This window comes from Mesorhizobium sp. B2-4-2 (assembly GCF_006442845.1).
Classification (GTDB): Bacteria; Pseudomonadota; Alphaproteobacteria; order Rhizobiales; family Rhizobiaceae; genus Mesorhizobium.
On record NZ_VFVM01000016.1, the window covers coordinates 15,115 to 33,090 of the forward strand.

Sequence of the window (17,976 nt, forward strand, 5' to 3'; positions counted from 1 at the left end):
GTTGCTTACCCCACCCGCCTTCGCTTCGCTCAGGCACCTTCTCCACGGGGGAGAAGGTCGGGCGCCGATCTTTCTCCCCTTGTGGGAGAAGGTGGCCGCGAAGCGGCCGGATGAGGGCTGTTCCAGAAAATAACTGTTGAGTTTCAGGCCGCCGCTTTCAGCGACGCCTTCTGGCCGGCGAAGGCCCAGTCGAGCCAGGGCAGCAGAGCTTCGAGATCGGAGGTCTCGACCGTTGCGCCGCACCAGATGCGCAGGCCAGGCGGCGCGTCGCGATAGGAACCGATGTCATAGGCGACACCTTCCTTGTCGAGCGCTGAAACCAGACCCTTGGCGAAGGCCGCCTGTGCGTCGGCGTCGAGTGCAGCGACTTGTCCGTCGGTGAAGGACAGGCAGACGGACGTGTTCGACCGCGTCGCCGGCTCTACGGCGAGATGGCCAAGCCAGGAGGATTTCGCGACGAAACGGTCGAGCACGGCCGCGTTGGCGTCGGCCCTGGCGACCAGCGCATCGAGGCCGCCGATCGATTTCGCCCAGCTGAGCGCGTCGAGATAGTCCTCGACGCACAGCATCGACGGCGTGTTGATGGTTTCGCCCATGAAGATGCCTTCGATCAATTTGCCGCCCGAGGTCAGGCGGAAGATCTTCGGCAGCGGCCATGCAGGCTTATAGCTCTCCAGCCGCTCGACGGCGCGGGGCGACAGGATCAGCATGCCATGCGCGCCTTCGCCGCCCAGCACCTTCTGCCAGGAGAAGGTCACGACATCGAGTTTCTCGAAGTCGAGCTTCTGCGCGAAGGCGGCCGATGTCGCGTCGCAGATGGTCAGACCCTTGCGATCGGCCGGGATGAAATCGCCGTTCGGCACGCGCACGCCCGAGGTCGTGCCGTTCCAGGTGAAGACCACGTCGCGGTCGAAATCGATCTTGCCGAGATCCGGCAGTTCGCCGTAACCGGCCTCGAGCTTGCGCACACCGGCAAGCTTCAACTGCTTGACCACGTCGGTGATCCAGCCGGAGCCGAAACTCTCCCAGGCGACCATGTCGACGCCGCGCTCACCCAGCAGCGACCAGAGTGCCATCTCGACGGCGCCTGTATCGGACGCCGGCACGATGCCGATGCGGTAGTCGGCAGGAACCTGGAGAATTTCGCGCGTCAGCGCGATCGCCTGTTCGAGCTTGGTCTTGCCGATCTTGGCGCGATGGGAACGGCCGAGCGCGGCAGCTTTCAGCGCCTCGACCGACCAGCCGGGGCGTTTCGCGCAGGGACCTGAGGAAAAATTGGGGTTTGCCGGACGGAGTCCGGGCTTCGTATGCGTCGTCATGGTGGTCTATCCTTCCAGATAGTGGCCCCTCGTTGGGGAGGGGTGGCCCACGGACGGCGATATGCGCTCGGGCTTCGGGCGTCAAGGGGAAAGTTTTTGTCGCGGGCAGGATACTGGCGACCCGCGATCAGGATCTCGTGAGCTTCAAACGCAAACGGCGGACCGAAGAGATCCGCCGCCAGGGTTCATGTATGCCAGCCTACTACCAGAGATCGTAGCGTAGCCCGAGCTTAACCTGATGATTGCTGATTCCCTTGTGGACCGGAAACGAGGTCAGGCTCTCGGCCGTCACATATTCGGCGTCGGGCGCCGAGAAATACTGATAGCCGAGATCGACGGAAACATTCTTCGACACCTGATAGGCAAGGCCGGCATTCAGCGTGTAAGCGAAGGAATACTTGGTCTTGTCGTCACTCAGTCCGAAGTCGTCGGTTGGATCGCCATTGTCGGTGAAATAGCTCGCCGAGAGCTTGTGCGTGCTCCTGACGATGCCGATGCCGGCGCCGAGATAGGGTGTTATGCCGACATAGGTTCCAAGGTCGACATAGCCGTTGAGCATGCCTGAAAAGGCATAGTTCTTCAGGGACGCCGACGCCAGGGTCGCCTCTGCCGCGGTCGCTGAATCGTCATAGCCAATGCGGATCTTGTTGCCGGGCAGGTAACCCAGATTGAGATCGGCACGCAGATAATCGTTGAAGTGGTAGCCGAAGCCGATGCTGGCGAAGACCGGGTCTTCCTCGTTGTCGAAGCTCGCCGGCGTGAAGGCGAAATCCTCATTCTTGAAGCTCTTCTCTACCAGGTAGGAGACATCGCCGCGCAGATACCAGCCCGAGCCGACCTCGACCGGCACGTAGTCGGGCGCCTGGTCGACATAGACCGGGGGATCATAGTCGGCGGCCAGCGCAGGCGTCAGCGGCATGATGGCGAATGTGGCAAGCACCGGCGCCATACGCGATGTGAGTTTCATGATCCCCTGCTCCCGATTTCGGCGCCACCAGACGGCAGCCATCGTTTCAGGAAGCATTGTTAACCATAGTGGTTAAGTCGGGGTTAAGGCTAACAGAGCGTTAGCGAATGATTTTCGGGCAGCCAGACAAGCGAAAACCGCCCGGCTGATGCCGGGCGGTTTCGGACCGTTGGATGGTCGGATGTTACTTGGTGTAGATCGGCTCGGGTTCGGGCTGATAGGCCACCGTCGGCGCGGCGCAACCGTTGTTGCCGCCGAACTGGTACCGCAGGCCGCCGCGCACCTCATGCGTGTCGATGCCGCGGTCGAAGCCCGGCCCGGCGCTGCTGATATCCCACTCGAACATGCGGCCACCCTGGATGTGGCTGTAGCGATAGCCCGCGTCCAGGATCAGCTTGTCGGTCAGGCAGTAGGAAGCGCCGGCCATGAGCGCGTAGGCAAAGCGCCAGCTTTTCGCACCGGGGTTGAACTCGGTGGTGTTCGGGTCCCTGACATCGTCCCATCTGACATGCGCGCCGCCGATGCCGGCGCCGACATAGGGCGTGATGCCGTGATAGGTGCCGAGATCGACATAGGCGTTGGCCAGCAGCAGCAAGGCGCTCATTTTCGACACTTCGGTCGACGTCGAGAAAGCGTCCGAGGTTCCGCCGTCGAAGTTCGACTTGAACCAGTAATCGGCGGTCAAATCCGTACGAAAATGATCGTTGATCTTGTAGCCGACGCCGGCGCCGAGCGAGAAGCCGCCCTTGAGCTTGCCGAAATCGAAGCTCCTGTCGCCGGGAATGACGTTACAATTACAGGGATCGATGGTGTAGGTCGTGTAATCGATGCCGCGCACTTTCGACTTGTGGTAGTCGAGATCGCCGCGAATGTACCAGCCGCCGACATCGACTGGCTGCTCGTATACCGGCGGCGGCGCCTCTTCGACCACCGGCTCCGGAAGGTCGGCCGCGAACACCGGCCATGCCAGGCCCGCGAACAGCGCGGCGAACAGGGCCTTTCTTGCTGTATTGAACATGCTTGTCACCCCTAGAAACCCTCGGAACAGCGGTCGCGTCCGAATGAGATTGGCTTTCAGGCGTGGATAATGAATTGCAAAGGTTAAAAGGCATTTAACCCTGTCTATTAACCACGAATCTCGAGCATTTGAGGAATTCGGATGGTTCCACGTGTCTCGAGCCAGTTTCGCAGGCAAACAAAAGCCCGCCGGACGGGCGGGCTTCTAAGCAATCAGAGCGGCGTCGGCCCTCCGGATGCACCTGAGATCAGGCGGCGCTGCGTGTTTCCGAGATGACCTCGACGATGTCGTTGACGACGGCCTCGACCAGCTGCGGGTCGTCGCCCTCGGCCATGACACGGATCAGTGGCTCGGTGCCGGACGGCCGGATGACGAGCCGCCCCGCCTTGCCGAGGCGTTGACGGGCGTCCTCGATCGCAGCCTTGACCGGAGCTTCCTCGAGCGGCTTGCCGCCGGCGATGCGGACGTTCTTGAGGAGTTGCGGCACCGGCTCGAACTTCTTCGACAATTCGCTGACCGGCCGGCCCTGCCGCTTGATGCAGGCCAGCACCTGCAGCGCCGAAACCAGGCCGTCGCCCGTGGTCGAGAAGTCCGACAGCACGATGTGGCCCGACTGCTCGCCGCCGACATTGAGCCCGTGCGCGCGCATATGCTCGACGACATAGCGGTCGCCGACCTTGGTGCGGTGCAATTGCAGCTTCATGTCGCCGAGGAAGCGTTCGAGGCCGAGATTGGACATGACCGTCGAAACGACGCCACCGCCGGCAAGCCGCCCGCTCTGGTGCCAGGACTCGGCGATCATTGCCATGATCTGGTCGCCGTCGACGATCGCGCCGTTCTCGTCAACGATGACGACACGGTCGGCATCGCCGTCGAGCGCGATGCCGATGTCGGCGCGCACCTCGTGCACTTTCTTCTGCAGGCCTGCCGGATGGGTCGAGCCGCATTCCTTGTTGATGTTGAAGCCGTTGGGCTCGACATTGATGGCCACCACTTCGGCGCCCAGCTCCCAAAGCGCCTCGGGGGCAACCTTGTAGGCGGCGCCATTGGCGCAATCGACGACGATCCTCAAACCTGAAAGCGACATCGAACGCGGCAAGGTGCGCTTTGCAAACTCGATGTAGCGGTCATGCACGCCATCGACGCGCTTGGCGCGACCAAGTCCGTCGGAATCGGCGAGTGCCAGTTCGATATCCTTGTCCAGCATGCTCTCGATGCGCTCTTCGATCTCGTCGGAGAGCTTGTAGCCGTCGGGACCGAATAGCTTGATGCCATTGTCGTAATAAGGATTGTGCGAGGCCGAGATCATGACGCCGATATCGGCGCGCAGCGAACGCACCAACATGGCGACCGCCGGCGTCGGGATGGGGCCGAGCAGGAACACGTCCATGCCGGCGGCGCAGAGGCCCGCCACCATGGCGTTCTCGATCATGTAGCCGGAAAGTCTGGTGTCCTTGCCGAGCACCACACGGTGACGATGGCTGCCGCGCTGGAAGGACAGGCCGGCCGCCATGCCGACCCTCATCGCGATTTCCGCCGTCATTGGAAACTTGTTGGCGCGCCCGCGAATACCGTCCGTGCCGAAATAATTTCCTGCCATGCTAGTCAGTGTCCCCGGTGGTTCTTGCCCGGTACGTCATGCCATAATTGGCCGGCGCACTACGATCACATTTCGTGATTATCTGTTACCAATCCTTTAGAAAACCCTTGTTGTGCATTGCACACAGACTGGCGCAACCTAGCGTGATGGCGCTGCCTCGCCACAATATACCATGCCTGTGGACCATTCGACATGGATTTACCCACAAATTCTTGTCTTCCACCCGGCAACAGGCAACGATTTCATCACCTTGCCGGCCGAAGCCGGGTTTCGGCGATGTATACGCCACTTAGCATCTGGCGCAACCGACCGTTGAGCGTTATTGATTCGCTGGGACGTATAATGGGCTGCTGCAACGGAGAAACGCTATGCTCATCCACCGACTTGCCACTTTGACCGGCCTTGCGGTCGCGACGTTATTCCTGGCCGCGCCAGCCAACGCGCTGACGATGGCCGAGTGCAGCACGAAGTATAACGCGGCCAAGGACGCGGGGACACTTGCCGGCCAGACCTGGAACCAGTTCCGCAAGGCGCAGTGCGGCACTGATGCCGCCGCGACAGCCAAGCCCGACGCCAAGGCAGCGGACACCAAGGCGGCCGATACGAAGCCGGCCAAGGCGACCAAGGCTGCGGCCGCCGCCGACGACGGAGCCAAAGGCCTGACCGCAAAGGAATGCAGCACCAAGTACCAGGCGGCCAAGGCCGCCGGCACGCTCAACGGCATGAAGTGGAACGACTTCCGCAAGAGCGAATGCGCCACCGGCGCGTCCGCTGCCGCCGGCGCATCCGCTGCCGCCGCCACCAAACCGGCGACCACCAAGGCGGCGACCACGGCTGCGGCGACCGACAGCTCGGGCAAGGGCCTGAGCATGGCCGACTGCAGCAGCAAGTACCAGGCTGCCAAGACCGCCAATACGCTCAACGGCATGAAGTGGAACGACTTCCGGAAGGCCGAATGCGGCGCCAGCGCCTCGGACGATGACACCGTCCCGGCTCCAACAGAGGCGACCTACACCAAGGAGCCGGCAAAGCCGACTGTCGCTGCGCCGAAGGGCGTGAGTTTCCCGACCGCAATCTCGCCGAAATTCGCCACCGAAACCCCGGCCAAGGCCCGCATGCATACCTGCCTCCAGCAGTACTATGCCAACAAGGACGCCAACACGCTTGGCGGCTTGAAGTGGATCCAGAAGGGCGGCGGCTTCTACAGCCTGTGCAATGCCAAGCTGAAGAGCTGAGCGACAGCACTATTTGAGGAAAGTAAGGCCCGCGAGCCGCAGGGTTCGCGGGCTTTTTTGCCCGCAGCTTCAGCAGGAATCCCCGCTGACGAGAGGCGCGTTGCCGGCGACGCTGCAAACTCCCCTCGTGGGGGAGATGGCCGGCAGGCCAGAGGGGGGGCACGAAGGATCGTTGCCTGCTCCGGCCAGGTTGCCTCGCATTCACGAAAAGCTGGGCGAGGGTGGCTCGAGGAATCGTCGAACGGCAAGAGAGATCCTCCCCCGCAGCCCGGAAGGCCTAACTCGATTTGTCGGCGGACGCTGCCCCCGCTGGGCTGCCCGTCATCTTCCACAAAGTGGGAAGATTGGCTGCTGCCACGCCGGCTTCCGCCAATCGCCTAGCCAACCTTGCAGGCGCAGGCCACGGAGAAACTCAGCAGCCTGCCCCAAACAAAAACGCCGCGGTCGAACCGCGGCGTTTCTCAATTTGTTCTTGGCCGAGTTCAGCTCGACGGCTGCGGTTCCATGCCGCCCTCGGGCTCGGGACCCTTTTTGCGGCGGCCCGACTTCGGCACGGCCGAACCACGGCTCGGCGGCGTGTCGTCGCCGAGATCGCGCGCGGGCTTCTCGCCGGCGATCAGCTGCTTGATCTCGTCGCCCGACAGCGTCTCGTATTCGAGCAGGCCCTGCGCCAGCGCGATCCATTCCTTCTTCTTCTTAGTCAGCACCGACCTCGCGGTCGAATAGGCCTCATCGATCAGGCGCCGCACCTCGGCGTCGATGATCTGCGCGGTTTCTTCCGAGATGTTCTGCGTGCGCGCCACCGAATGGCCGAGGAACACTTCCTCCTGGTTGTCGCCATAAGCGACATGGCCGAGCTTGTCGGAAAAGCCCCAGCGCGTGACCATGGCGCGCGCCAGCTTGGTCGCCTGCTCGATATCGGAGGAAGCGCCCGACGTGATGTTCTCCTTGCCGAACTTGAACTCCTCGGCGACGCGGCCGCCCATCATGATGGCAAGCCGTGAGATCATGTACTTGTAGCTCATCGAATAGCGGTCGCCTTCCGGCAACTGCATGACCATGCCGAGCGCGCGGCCGCGCGGAATGATTGTCGCCTTGTGCAGCGGATCGGCCGACGGCACGTTGAGCGCCAGTATGGCGTGACCGGCCTCGTGATAGGCGGTCAACTCCTTCTCGGCCTGGGTCATGGCCGAGGAGCGGCGCTCGGCGCCCATCATGATCTTGTCCTTGGCGTCCTCGAACTCGGCCATGGTCACGAGGCGCTTGTTACGCCGCGCCGCCATCAGGGCGGCCTCGTTGACGAGGTTCATCAGATCGGCGCCGGAGAAGCCCGGCGTGCCGCGGGAGACGACCTTGAGGTCGACATTGGGCGCCAGCGGCACGTTGCGCACATGCACTTTCAGGATCTTCTCGCGTCCGACGATGTCGGGGTTCGGCACCACCACCTGGCGGTCGAAACGGCCGGGCCTCAGCAGCGCCGGGTCGAGCACGTCGGGCCGGTTGGTGGCGGCGATCAGGATGATGCTTTCGTTGGACTCGAAGCCGTCCATCTCGACCAGCAGCTGATTCAGCGTCTGCTCGCGCTCATCATTACCGCCGCCGAGACCCGCGCCGCGGTGACGGCCGACCGCGTCGATTTCGTCGATGAAGATGATGCAGGGCGCGTTCTTCTTGGCCTGGTCGAACATGTCGCGCACGCGGCTGGCGCCGACGCCGACGAACATCTCGACGAAGTCCGAACCCGAAATGGTGAAGAACGGCACGTTGGCCTCGCCGGCGACCGAGCGGGCGAGCAGCGTCTTGCCGGTTCCCGGAGGGCCGACCAAGAGCACGCCGCGCGGGATCTTGCCGCCGAGCCGCTGGAATTTCTGCGGATCGCGCAGGAACTCGACGATCTCCTCCAGGTCTTCCTTGGCCTCGTCGACGCCGGCGACGTCCTGGAAGGTGACGCGGCCATGCGCCTCGGTCAGAAGCTTGGCCTTCGACTTGCCGAAGCCCATGGCACGACCGGAGCCGGACTGCATCTGGCGCATGAAGAATATCCATACGCCGAGGATCAGGATCATCGGCAGCCACGAGATCAGGTAACCGAACAGCGAGTTTGAACCGTCGGTCTCCGGCCGCGCATTGATGGTAACGTTCTTGTCCTGCAGCCGCGAGACCAGCGACGGATCGCCGGGCGAATAGGTCTGGAAGCCGCTCGAATTGTCGGTGTAGGTGCCGGAGATGCGGGCGCCGGCGATGGTCACCGTCTTGACCCGGCCCGCCGCGACATCCTGCAGGAACTGCGAATAAGGTACATCGCTCGAAGCCCCACGCGTCTGCGGCGTCTGGAACAGATTGAAGAGGGCGATGAGCAGGACCGCTATGATCGCCCAGAGCGCGAGGTTGCGATAGTTCGGATTCATCAATTGTCCCGTTGGCGTCCGCGGGCGGACACGCGTCGTGAGAGGAAACTTGAGCCTAACATAGGGAGAGCGCCCCCCCTTGCCAAGCAGAACAGCACGTGTGGGTTAAGCTTTCGCCCATGACCGACCGGCGCTATGGCCGCTTGAAAGGCGGCGCGGGAAGCAACGGTGCGCCGATCAATTCGGCGACGACCCGCGCCGGCGCCAGGTCGAAGGACGGCAGGAAACGGACAAAGGGGGCGACGACGGCCTGTGCCGTGAACCCCGGCGACGCCTGCCCACCCTGAGGCAGGCCAGGGTTTTCAACGGCTTGCCGCGATGCCGGCTCGCAGGCCAGGGCGGCGCGCACGAGGCTGCGCGGCGTCTCGCCTTCCGCGATTGCCAGACGCTTCGCCGCCGCTGCCCCGAACGGCGCGATCAACAATGCACTGCCGCCGTCGTCCAACGTGATGTTCCGGCGGCCGTCCCAGAGCAGCCCGCCGGTGGCCGCGACCACAGGCGGCAAGCCTCGCGTCTCGCGGCGCAGAAAGATGCCGGCGCGCCTGGAATCGACCACCGTCCGCGACAATGTGGCGCAAAGAAATCCAGCCTTCAGCCTACCGAACAGCGCCTCGCATCGCGCCTGGTCCGGCAGAAACGCAACGCCCCCGCTTATGGCGAGGAGGATGCGCAGCGCATAGACGGCCGCCGGATCGTCGCCGGCCGAAAGCAGGGTCGGATCGAGGCGGACAAGACCCGGCGCCGGCTGGCTGGCGAAGCGCGCGATCAAATCCGCGGCGCGGATGCCAAGCCGGCTGCGCGCCTCGCTCTCGCGCGCCGCCAGCGTCAATGCGTCATCGATGCGCTGCGCACCGTCAGCGCCGGCCAGTGCCGCGCGCATGCGCGGTCGCTCGAAGGCCGCGTCGGCATTGGTCGGGTCCTCGGCCCAGCCGACATGCTCGCGCCGCAGGAAGTTGCGCAAAGCCGAGCGTCGAATGCCAAGGAGCGGCCGCACGATCCATTCGTGCCAGTCGTGCAAGGTGACCGGTGCCATGCCGGCAAGGCCGCGGGCGCCCTTGCCTCGGACTAGCCGCATCAGCACCGTCTCGGCCTGGTCGTCCGCCGTATGACCGGTCACGATCAGACCGAGGCCTTCCTCCCGCGCCGCCTCGGCCAGCAGCCGGTAGCGAGCCTCCCGCGCGGCGGCCGGCAGCCCGGTCGACGGCTTGCGTCCGGACCAGGCGACGATGCGGTGCGCGATGGCGTGCGCGGCGCAAAGCCTGGCCACCGCTTCCGCTTCGGCCGCCGCGCCCTGCCGCAAACCGTGGTCGATCGTCACCGCCAGCAGCTTCGCGGACGGCGCGGTTCGGTCGAGATGTCGTTTGAGAAGGAGAAGTAGGGCGGTCGAGTCGCTGCCGCCGGATACGGCCGCAACGGCGCCGCTGGTAAAGTCGATGTGCGAAAAAAGGTCTTTCGAAAGATCAGGCTCGGTGTCGAGCATCAATGCATGTCGCCCGAACACGGCTCCGACGGCAAGGCAACGGCAGGCAGGAGAAGGGCTAGCACGCCGCCAGGGCCTTTTCCTGCTTCACGCGCTCCTTGAGCGTGTTGGAAATGTCGGGGTAGCGCTTGCCGACCTCGCTGAAGGTGGCGCAGGCCACGTCGTGCTGCTTCAGGCCGACCAGCGACACGCCGAGCTTCAGCAGCATGTCGGGGGCCTTCTTGGCCTTGGGATAGTCCTTGCTGGCGGCGAGGAAGACCTCCGCGGCATCGCGGTATTTCTGCTGGCCAAGCAGCGATTCGCCCAGCCAATAGTGCGCATCCGCCGTTTTCGCGTCACGGGGAAAACGCGCGATGTGGTCGCGAAAGCCCTGTTCGGCGGTGCCGTAGTCGCCCGAAAGGATGAACTGGTAGGAGTTGCGGTAGAGCTCCTCGGGATCGTTCGTGGAAGGCAGCGCCGCAACCACCGTGCCGTCGGACTTGCCGCTCTTGGCCGGAGCGCCGGTGGCTGGAGCGACATCCTGCGCCGGTGCGGTCGCCTGCGTGCTGCCGCCGGCATCGACCACATTGCCGTTCTTGTCGACGGTGATGCTGCCGAAGGTCTTTTCGGGCGCTCCCGTTCCGGGGATCACCTTGCCCGGATCACCGTCAGAGGATTCGACGATGACGTCCTCGACGCTCTGGCCGCCGCCAGCCGACTGGCCGGCCGCTGCCCGATTGTCGGCCTTCGCAGGCGGTTGCGTGGCCGGCGCCTCGGCCACGCTGTCATCGCTGTCGACGGGCGCGGCCTGTGACTTCTTCTGCCCGGCCGGCTGCTGCGCACCCTGCGTACCGCCTTCGAGCTGCTGGAAGCGGAACTCGTTGTCTTCCTGCTGTTTGCGGATCTGCTCCTGCATTTGCAGGATCTGGAAGTTCAGTTCCTCGATCTTGCCGTTCATCTGGCGCAGTTGGTCCTCGAGCCCGGTGGCGCCTGTGCCAGTCGACTGCTGCGCGAACTGAACCTGGTCCGACTTCTTCTTTTCGCCGAAAACGCCAGGCAACTCGATGCTGGGCAGATGGAACGAGAAGCCGCTGTCGGCTGGCTGTCCCGTGCCATCAGTCCCTAAGCCACCCGCCATCGCGGTGACGCCTGAAAGGAGCAGCAGCGCAAGCGTGCCGCTCAGAACTGATCTTAAATGCATATGCCTCTCGCCGTGTCGTTAGCTTGTTCGCGCCTTCCAATCGGTATGGGACCAGCCAAGCGCCCTCGGCTCATAGCAGGACGCGAGACTTCGGCCAAATTTTGTTTGAAGGGACCAAACATGAAAAAGGCGGCCTTTCAGCCGCCTTTCGCAAACCTGTGTTGCATTTTTGTCGTCGTGTTTTTCGCGCGTCGCTCGACGCGCGAAAAATGTCAGGAACCGGCGCCGCTGAGCGTGGTGACCGCGCGGCGGTTCTGCGACCAGCAGGAGATGTCGTCGCAAACCGCGACCGGCCGTTCCTTGCCGTAGGAAATGGTCTTCAGGCGGTTGGCGGAGACGCCCTTGGAGACCAGGAAGTCGCGCGTGGCGGCGGCGCGGCGGGCACCGAGCGCCAAATTGTATTCGCGCGTGCCGCGTTCGTCGGCATGGCCTTCAACGACGATCGCATACTGCTTGTACTGGTTCAGCCACTGCGCCTGGCGCGACAGCGTCGTCTGGGCGTCGGCGCGGATCGAGGAGGAGTCCGTGTCGAAGAAGATGCGGTCGCCGATATTGACGGTGAAGTCCTGCGCCGATCCGGGCGTTGCGGCACCGGCGCCGTTGAGGCCGAGATCGGCGGCGCTGTTGGGCGTCTTCTTCGAAGCGCAACCGGCAATGGCGAGCATCGCCACCAGCGCGATCATGACGGGATTTCTGGTAAGTGCTGCGATACGGCTCATGCCGCCTCTCCTTCGCATTCGAGTGATTTCGTTGATCACCCAGTAACCACGTTTGGGTTAACCGGCATTCAAGAAACACGGTTAAAATTTGGTTTAGGCTGCCGTCCGCAGCCATTGCGCCCAACGCTTGACCAAGGGCGACATTGAGCGCGGACCGTAGGCGGAAATGCGGCTAAAACGCGACCAATGCATGGAAAAGGGGCCGAAACCGGCCCCTTTTCAGCATGTGTGGCAATTTCAGCCGAGCCTATTCCAGCAGCGGCGACCAGGCCGGATCGGAGGCAAAGTTCGCGGTCGGGATCGACTGCTCGTTGCGGCCGGTGAGATCGACAGAAACCAGTTTCGGGCCGCCGGCGGAATCGCGGAAGAACATCAGCACGCGGCCGTTCGGCGCCCAGGTCGGTCCTTCCTGCTGGAAGCCGGATGACAGGATGCGCTCGCCCGAACCGTCGGTCTTCATAACGCCGATCTGGAATTCGCCGCCGGTCTGCTTGGTGAAGGCGATGAGATCGCCGCGCGGCGACCACACCGGCGTCGAATAGACCCCGTCGCCGAAGGAGATGCGGGTCTGGCCCGAACCGTCGGCGCCCATCACATAGATCTGCGCGCGGCCGCCGCGGTCGGAGGTGAACACTACCTTGCTGCCGTCGGGCGAATAGGAAGGCGAAGTGTCGATGGCGGTCGAGTTGGTGAGCCGGGTCGTCGAGCGGCTCCTGAGGTCCATGGCGAAGATGTTGGAATTGCCGTCGTCGCGCAGCAGGCTCATGATCACCTTCTGGCCATCCGGCGAAAAGCGCGGCGCAAACGTCATGCCCGGAAAATTGCCGACCAGTTCGCGCTGGCCGGTCTCGATCTGCAGGAGATACACCCGCGGCTGGCCGCTCTCATAGGACATGTAGGTGATTTCCTGCCGGTTCGGCGAGAAGCGCGGCGTCAAGACGATCGCCCTGCCGTCCGAGAGATAGCGCACATTGGCGCCGTCCTGGTCCATGATGGCGAGGCGCTTCTTGCGCGCATTCTTGGCGCCGGACTCGTCGATGAAAACGACGCGCGTGTCGAAATAGCCCTTCTCGCCGGTCAGCCGCTCGTAGATGGCGTCGGCGATGATGTGAGCGACGCGTCGTTGATTGGCGTCGTTGGCGAAGAATTGTTCGCCCGACATCTGCTGTCCAGCGAACGTGTCCCACAGCCGATACTGCGCGCGGATGCGCCCGTCGGCCTCCTTGCTGACGCTGCCGGTGACCAGAGCCTGGGCATTGATCACCTTCCAGTCGTCGAAGCGAGGCGCTGCGTCAGGATTGGCGATCTTCTCGATGAAGGCGCTTTTGTCGATCGGTGCGAACAGGCCCGAGCGCTTCAGGTCGGCGGTGACGACGCCGGAAATCTGCGCGCCAAGCCCATCGCCCGACTGGAAATCGGTGATGGCGATCGGCAGCGGCTCGACATTGCCCTTGTTGACGTTGATCTCGACGAGCGCCCACGCAGGCATGACGGCACCGGCCATCGAGCCCAGCGCTATTGTCGCGACCATCAGGAGCGGCTTGAGGATGAATTTCATGTCTTCTCGCTTCTCTTCACTGATTCTGCGGAGGGCAGGCCTCAAAGGCCAAGCATTTCCCTCGGATCGAAAGTGACACGGACCTGGGCCCAGATGTCCTGTTTGCCCGCCGGAACCTGAAGGCCGGCCATGTTGCATTTCTGAACCGCACGCACGGCGCTTTCATCGAATTGGCGATTCCCGCTCGATTTCTCGACGGTGGGCCGGCCATCCAGCTTGCCCGAGGGGTCGAGGTTGAACATGACCACGGCGACGAAATTCTCCGAGCCCTCCAGCCCCGCCGGCAATGTCCAGCAACCGCCAAGCTGATCCGACAGGGCGCCCAGTTCTGATCTCGACAGCTTCTGGCCCTGGTCCTTCTCGCCGCCGAGCGAAGCCTGCTGTGTCGAACGCTTGGCGCCGCCGCCGGAGGGCTTCTGCTTGTCCAGCAGGGCCGAGATCTCGTCGGAATTGAACTGCTTGTCCTCCGATTTCGGCTTGGATGAAGCCTCCTTGACCGGTTTGTCGGCGTCCTTGCGCTCCGGCGCCTTGGCGCTTTCGGCCTGTGCCGGCTGCGGCTTCGGCCGCGCCTGCGGCGCGGGCGCGGAGTCCGGCAGTTGGGCATCGTCAGGCTGGTCCTTGGCGATCGCCTGGGCGACCGCGTCCGGCTTCACCTCGGGCGTCGGCTCGATGGCCGCGGTCTTGTCCTGTGGCGGTGCGGGCGTCGGCTCCTTCGCCGGCGCCGGCTTCGGCTCGGTCTGCTTGACCGGCTCGGGCTTGACCTCTTCCTTGGGCTGCGGCGCGGGAGCCACTTCCGTGGCCGGCGTCGGCTTGGGCTTTTCCTGCGGCTTCGGCACGTCCTCGGTCTTCGGCTTTTCGATCGGCGTCGGCGCCGGCGGCGGGGCCGAGGTCATGTCAACTGGCTTCGGCTTGGCCTCGGGCGTTATCGGCTTGTCGGTGTCGACGCTGTTCTCGCCGACCTTCTGCGCATCCGGCACGATATCGGGACGCTGCGTGGGCAAGGGCGCCGGCTTTTCATGCACCACGGATTTCTTGTCGCCCTGCAGCACCTGGGCAGTGGCTTCGATCGGCACGATGTCGACAGCGACCGACTCGACATCGGCCGACGGAAGCGCGGCCGGTGCCGACAGCGTGAACAGGCCGAAGCCAATCAGCGCCGCATGCATGATCACCGATGTGGTGAGGCCGGTCCTCATAGTGGGTCTATTGATCCTGTTCCTGCAGTGAAACCAGGCCGATATTCTTGTAGCCGGCGGCCGAAATGCGGGCCATCACCTTCATCGCCGTGCCGTAGTCGGTGGACTTGTCGCCGCGGATGAAGATGCGCTCGTCATAGCCGGTCTTCGAGATCGCCTGCAGCTTCGCCACCAATTCCTCGATCGGAATTTCGGTTTCCTGGAGATAGATCTGGCCGGCGGCATTGATCGAAACGGTGATCGGCTGGGTGTCGGCATTCATCGCCTTGGCCTGGGTATCCGGCAGATCGATCGGCACGCCGACCGTCAAAAGCGGCGCGGCGACCATGAAGATGATCAACAGCACCAGCATCACGTCGACCATCGGCGTAACGTTGATTTCGGCGATGAGGCCATGATGGCGGCCGCGCCGCCTATGGCCGCGTCCGCCGCGTCCAGCCATGCCTACGGACATTCCCATCGGCTTACTCCTCAGGCCTTCGGCGCTACTTTTTCATCGATTTGGCGCGAGAGTATGGCGGAGAACTCGTCGGAGAACCCTTCCATGCGCACCGCGATCTTGCTCGCATCCGATGACAGCTTGTTGTAGGCGATGACGGCCGGAATGGCGGCGAGCAGGCCGATGGCGGTCGCCAGCAGCGCCTCGGCGATGCCGGGCGCGACCACCGACAGGCTGGTGTTCTTGGAGCCGGCGATCGCCTGGAACGACGTCATGATGCCAATGACGGTGCCGAACAGGCCGATGAACGGGGCCGCCGAGCCCGTGGTTGCGAGGAAGCCGAGGCGGCCTTCGAGCTTCTCCATCTCGCGGGTCAGCGCCAGGTCCATCGCCTTATCGATGCGGGTTTGCAAGCCGAGCGGCGTCTTGGCGCCTTTTTCGAAACTCTTCTTCCACTCGCGCATGGCGGCGACGAAGATGGCGCCCATGCCCGATGTCTTGCGGTCGGCCAACGTTCGGTAAAGCTCCTCCAGCGACTGCCCCGACCAGAACACCTGCTCGAACCGGTTCAGCGCCAGCCGCATGCGGGCATAGGATACGAGCTTGTCGACGATAATCGCCCAGGTCCAGACCGAGGCGCAGAGCAGCCCGATCATGACCAGCTTGACCACCCAGCTGGCCTGCATGAACAGCGCCCAAATCGACAATTGCGCGCCCGGTTCGGCGAGTGCGATATTTTCCATCGTAACGTCCTTAAGATTTCCGGGCGAAGCTGGCGGCTGGCCCCTGGCATCCCTTGTGGTCGGTTCGCGCGAAGCTACCGGAACAACCCCAAAACGTGCCTTTCGCGGCCTTTTCGGGGCAAATGTTGGTGAAAGGAAGGCGCTGGATAGCGCCAATCTTCACCAATCTCTTCATGAACCGTTATGGTTAAGGATGGGTTAGTCGATCAGGCGCGGCGCATTGCCGCGCTTCAAGCCGGCACCGGCGATACCTACGAGGCCGACCTTTTAGCCTGCCTTGGGTATGAACGCTGCTATCCACTCCCTGGGGAAGCGGCGTGGCCGGCCATTCTCGCCGATGATCGCCGCCTCCACCCTGGCCTCGACCAGCATCTCGTCGCCGCGCCTGAGCTGCTGGGCCATGAAGATGCGCGCGCCGGAGATTTCCTCGGTCCGGGTGTCGATCGTCAGGATGTCGTCCATGCGGGCCGGCATGCGGAAGTCGATCTCCATGCGACGCACCACCCAGACTATTCTTTCGCCATGCTTGCCATCGGCAAGTTCGGTGTGGTGGACGCCGCTCAGCCTCAGATAGTCGGAGCGGCCGCGCTCGAGGAATTCGAGATAGCGGGCGTGGTAGACGACGCCGGAGAAATCGGTGTCGGCATAATAGACCCGCGCCATCAGCCGATGGCCGAACGCCGTCAGCGCACCGGAAATCCCCGCCAGCAAGGTCGCGGATTCACCATGATCGTCCATTGCGCTTCCTTTTTCAGTCGCGGCAAGGCACCTGTGCCGCGCGTGACATGGCATCGGATGGCACTGTTGACGGCGATGATCAAGACCTTGGCGACGGCGCTGTTCGTGGTGATGGCTCTGTTCGTCGTTATGGCTCTGGCCCGGCCGGGCCAAGCCGCGACCTTCTCCATGAAGCGCGGGCTCAATCTCGACCAGTGGGTGACCTGGCCGGGCGAAGACCAATGGGGCAACGCCAAGGCCATCCTGCCCTACCCGGAATGGCGCAAATTTCTCAAGGACGACGATCTCGAGGCTCTGAAGCATGCAGGCTTCGATTTCCTGCGCATGCCGGTCGATCCTTCGCCCTTCCTTTCCGAAAATACGATGGCCTTGCGCGAGGATCTCTATGCCAGCGTGCTGGACTCTGTCCGCATGATCAACCGCGCCGGCCTGAAGGTTGTCGTCGACATGCATCTGATCCCCGCCGGCAGTGGGCGTAAGATCGGCATGGCCGAGGTGATGAACAACCCGGTGACATTCGATGCCTATGTCGAGGTGGTGCGCAAGATGGCGCACACGCTCGCCGGGGAAGATCCGGGGCAAGTGGCCTTCGAACCGATGAACGAACCGATCGTCGACTGCGACGCCGACGGCACCAGCCTGTGGCCGCAACGCCAGCAGAGGTTGTTCGCCGCGGCGCGTTCTTCGGCGACGAGATTGACGCTTGTGCTGACCGGGGCCTGCTATTCCGCGGCGTCGTCGCTGGAAAAAATCGATCCGATGGCGATCCCGGACGACAACGTCATCTGGACCTTCCATTCCTACGATCCGTTCCTGCTTACCCATCAGGGCGCGACCTGGGCCGGCGATTTCATTCCCTATGTGACCGGCCTGCCCTACCCGCTGACCGCGGTGCCGCCGGCTGAGCTCGACGTCACGCTCGACGCCATCCGCGCCAGGATCAAGACCGAGGCACCTTGGGCGCGGCAGGGCGGGCTGCTTGCCTATCTCGACGAGCAGGTAGCCAGCATGGACACCGACGCCAAGCTGCTTGGTCTCATGGACGCCCCGTTCAAGGCCGTCGATGCCTGGGCGAAGGCCAACCGCATCCGGCCGGAAAAAGTCACGCTGGGCGAGTTCGGCATGATCCGCCAGGAATACGACAATCCCTATGTGATGCCGGCCGGCTATCGTGCCGCCTATGTCCGGGACATGATCGCGCGCGCCGAGGCGCATGGCTTCTCCTGGTCGGTGTGGAGTTACGGCGGCGCTTTCGGCATTGTCGATGCTTTCAACGGCGAAAAGGCCGAACCCGATGTGCTGGACGTGATCCGGTCGCTTCACTGAGCGCCGTTGCTCCACGCCGCCGCCGGGATCGATCAGCGAGATCTCCGGTC

Annotated in this window: 15 protein-coding genes; 2 read left to right on the top strand and 13 right to left on the bottom strand. The window is 63.6% G+C overall.

Features of this window, described 5'->3' with window-relative positions; all coding sequences use genetic code 11:
• Positions 1–143 precede the first annotated feature (143 nt).
• From FJ942_RS25815 to glmM, 4 genes are all read right to left on the bottom strand, one after another.
• A complete protein-coding gene (locus FJ942_RS25815; RefSeq protein WP_140899380.1) occupies positions 144–1,319 on the bottom strand; it encodes a phosphoserine transaminase in 1,176 nt (391 codons plus the stop codon).
• A gap of 202 nt (positions 1,320–1,521) precedes the next feature.
• Positions 1,522–2,286, bottom strand: coding sequence for an outer membrane protein (locus tag FJ942_RS25820; RefSeq protein WP_140517559.1), 765 nt, complete (start codon positions 2,284–2,286; stop codon positions 1,522–1,524).
• 184 nt (positions 2,287–2,470) lie between these two features.
• A complete protein-coding gene (locus FJ942_RS25825) occupies positions 2,471–3,304 on the bottom strand; it encodes an outer membrane protein (protein ID WP_140493269.1) in 834 nt (277 codons plus the stop codon).
• A gap of 247 nt (positions 3,305–3,551) precedes the next feature.
• Positions 3,552–4,904 (bottom strand): phosphoglucosamine mutase, encoded by a 1,353-nt coding sequence (glmM, locus tag FJ942_RS25830; RefSeq protein WP_140493266.1) that lies wholly within the window; start codon positions 4,902–4,904, stop codon positions 3,552–3,554.
• A gap of 368 nt (positions 4,905–5,272) precedes the next feature.
• On the opposite strand from glmM, the gene FJ942_RS25835 reads away from it, so the two are divergent.
• Positions 5,273–6,139 carry a hypothetical protein gene (locus tag FJ942_RS25835; RefSeq protein ID WP_140493263.1) on the top strand — a complete coding sequence of 289 codons (867 nt, stop codon included), beginning with the start codon at positions 5,273–5,275 and terminating at the stop codon, positions 6,137–6,139.
• 482 nt (positions 6,140–6,621) lie between these two features.
• Here FJ942_RS25835 and ftsH read toward each other — a convergent pair whose 3' ends face one another.
• From ftsH to ybgC, 9 genes are all read right to left on the bottom strand, one after another.
• Positions 6,622–8,547 (bottom strand): ATP-dependent zinc metalloprotease FtsH, encoded by a 1,926-nt coding sequence (gene ftsH / locus FJ942_RS25840; RefSeq protein ID WP_140493260.1) that lies wholly within the window; start codon positions 8,545–8,547, stop codon positions 6,622–6,624.
• Positions 8,548–8,680: 133 nt separating this feature from the next.
• Positions 8,681–10,027, bottom strand: a complete 1,347-nt coding sequence (gene tilS / locus FJ942_RS25845) for a tRNA lysidine(34) synthetase TilS (protein ID WP_140899382.1) — start codon at positions 10,025–10,027, stop codon at positions 8,681–8,683.
• 58 nt (positions 10,028–10,085) lie between these two features.
• Positions 10,086–11,207, bottom strand: a complete 1,122-nt coding sequence (gene ybgF / locus FJ942_RS25850; RefSeq protein ID WP_140580091.1) for a tol-pal system protein YbgF — start codon at positions 11,205–11,207, stop codon at positions 10,086–10,088.
• A gap of 212 nt (positions 11,208–11,419) precedes the next feature.
• Positions 11,420–11,926, bottom strand: coding sequence for a peptidoglycan-associated lipoprotein Pal (gene pal / locus FJ942_RS25855; RefSeq protein ID WP_140493251.1), 507 nt, complete (start codon positions 11,924–11,926; stop codon positions 11,420–11,422).
• A gap of 247 nt (positions 11,927–12,173) precedes the next feature.
• Complete coding sequence (gene tolB / locus FJ942_RS25860; RefSeq protein ID WP_140554921.1) at positions 12,174–13,484, bottom strand: Tol-Pal system beta propeller repeat protein TolB; 1,311 nt, start codon at positions 13,482–13,484, stop codon at positions 12,174–12,176.
• A 41-nt stretch (positions 13,485–13,525) separates the two neighbouring features.
• On the bottom strand, positions 13,526–14,680 hold the full coding sequence (locus FJ942_RS25865; protein ID WP_140554920.1) for an energy transducer TonB: 1,155 nt from the start codon (positions 14,678–14,680) through the stop codon (positions 13,526–13,528).
• A gap of 7 nt (positions 14,681–14,687) precedes the next feature.
• The gene (gene tolR, locus FJ942_RS25870; RefSeq protein WP_140493239.1) at positions 14,688–15,140 is read right to left on the bottom strand and encodes a protein TolR; all 453 of its coding nucleotides are present in this window, start codon (positions 15,138–15,140) and stop codon (positions 14,688–14,690) included.
• Between the two features lie 11 nt (positions 15,141–15,151).
• Positions 15,152–15,862 carry a protein TolQ gene (gene tolQ / locus FJ942_RS25875; RefSeq protein WP_140493236.1) on the bottom strand — a complete coding sequence of 237 codons (711 nt, stop codon included), beginning with the start codon at positions 15,860–15,862 and terminating at the stop codon, positions 15,152–15,154.
• A 267-nt stretch (positions 15,863–16,129) separates the two neighbouring features.
• Positions 16,130–16,600 (bottom strand): tol-pal system-associated acyl-CoA thioesterase, encoded by a 471-nt coding sequence (gene ybgC / locus FJ942_RS25880; protein WP_140517557.1) that lies wholly within the window; start codon positions 16,598–16,600, stop codon positions 16,130–16,132.
• A gap of 57 nt (positions 16,601–16,657) precedes the next feature.
• Between ybgC and FJ942_RS25885 the strand changes: the two genes are divergently transcribed.
• Positions 16,658–17,926 carry a cellulase family glycosylhydrolase gene (locus FJ942_RS25885; RefSeq protein ID WP_140899385.1) on the top strand — a complete coding sequence of 423 codons (1,269 nt, stop codon included), beginning with the start codon at positions 16,658–16,660 and terminating at the stop codon, positions 17,924–17,926.
• Positions 17,927–17,976 lie beyond the last annotated feature (50 nt).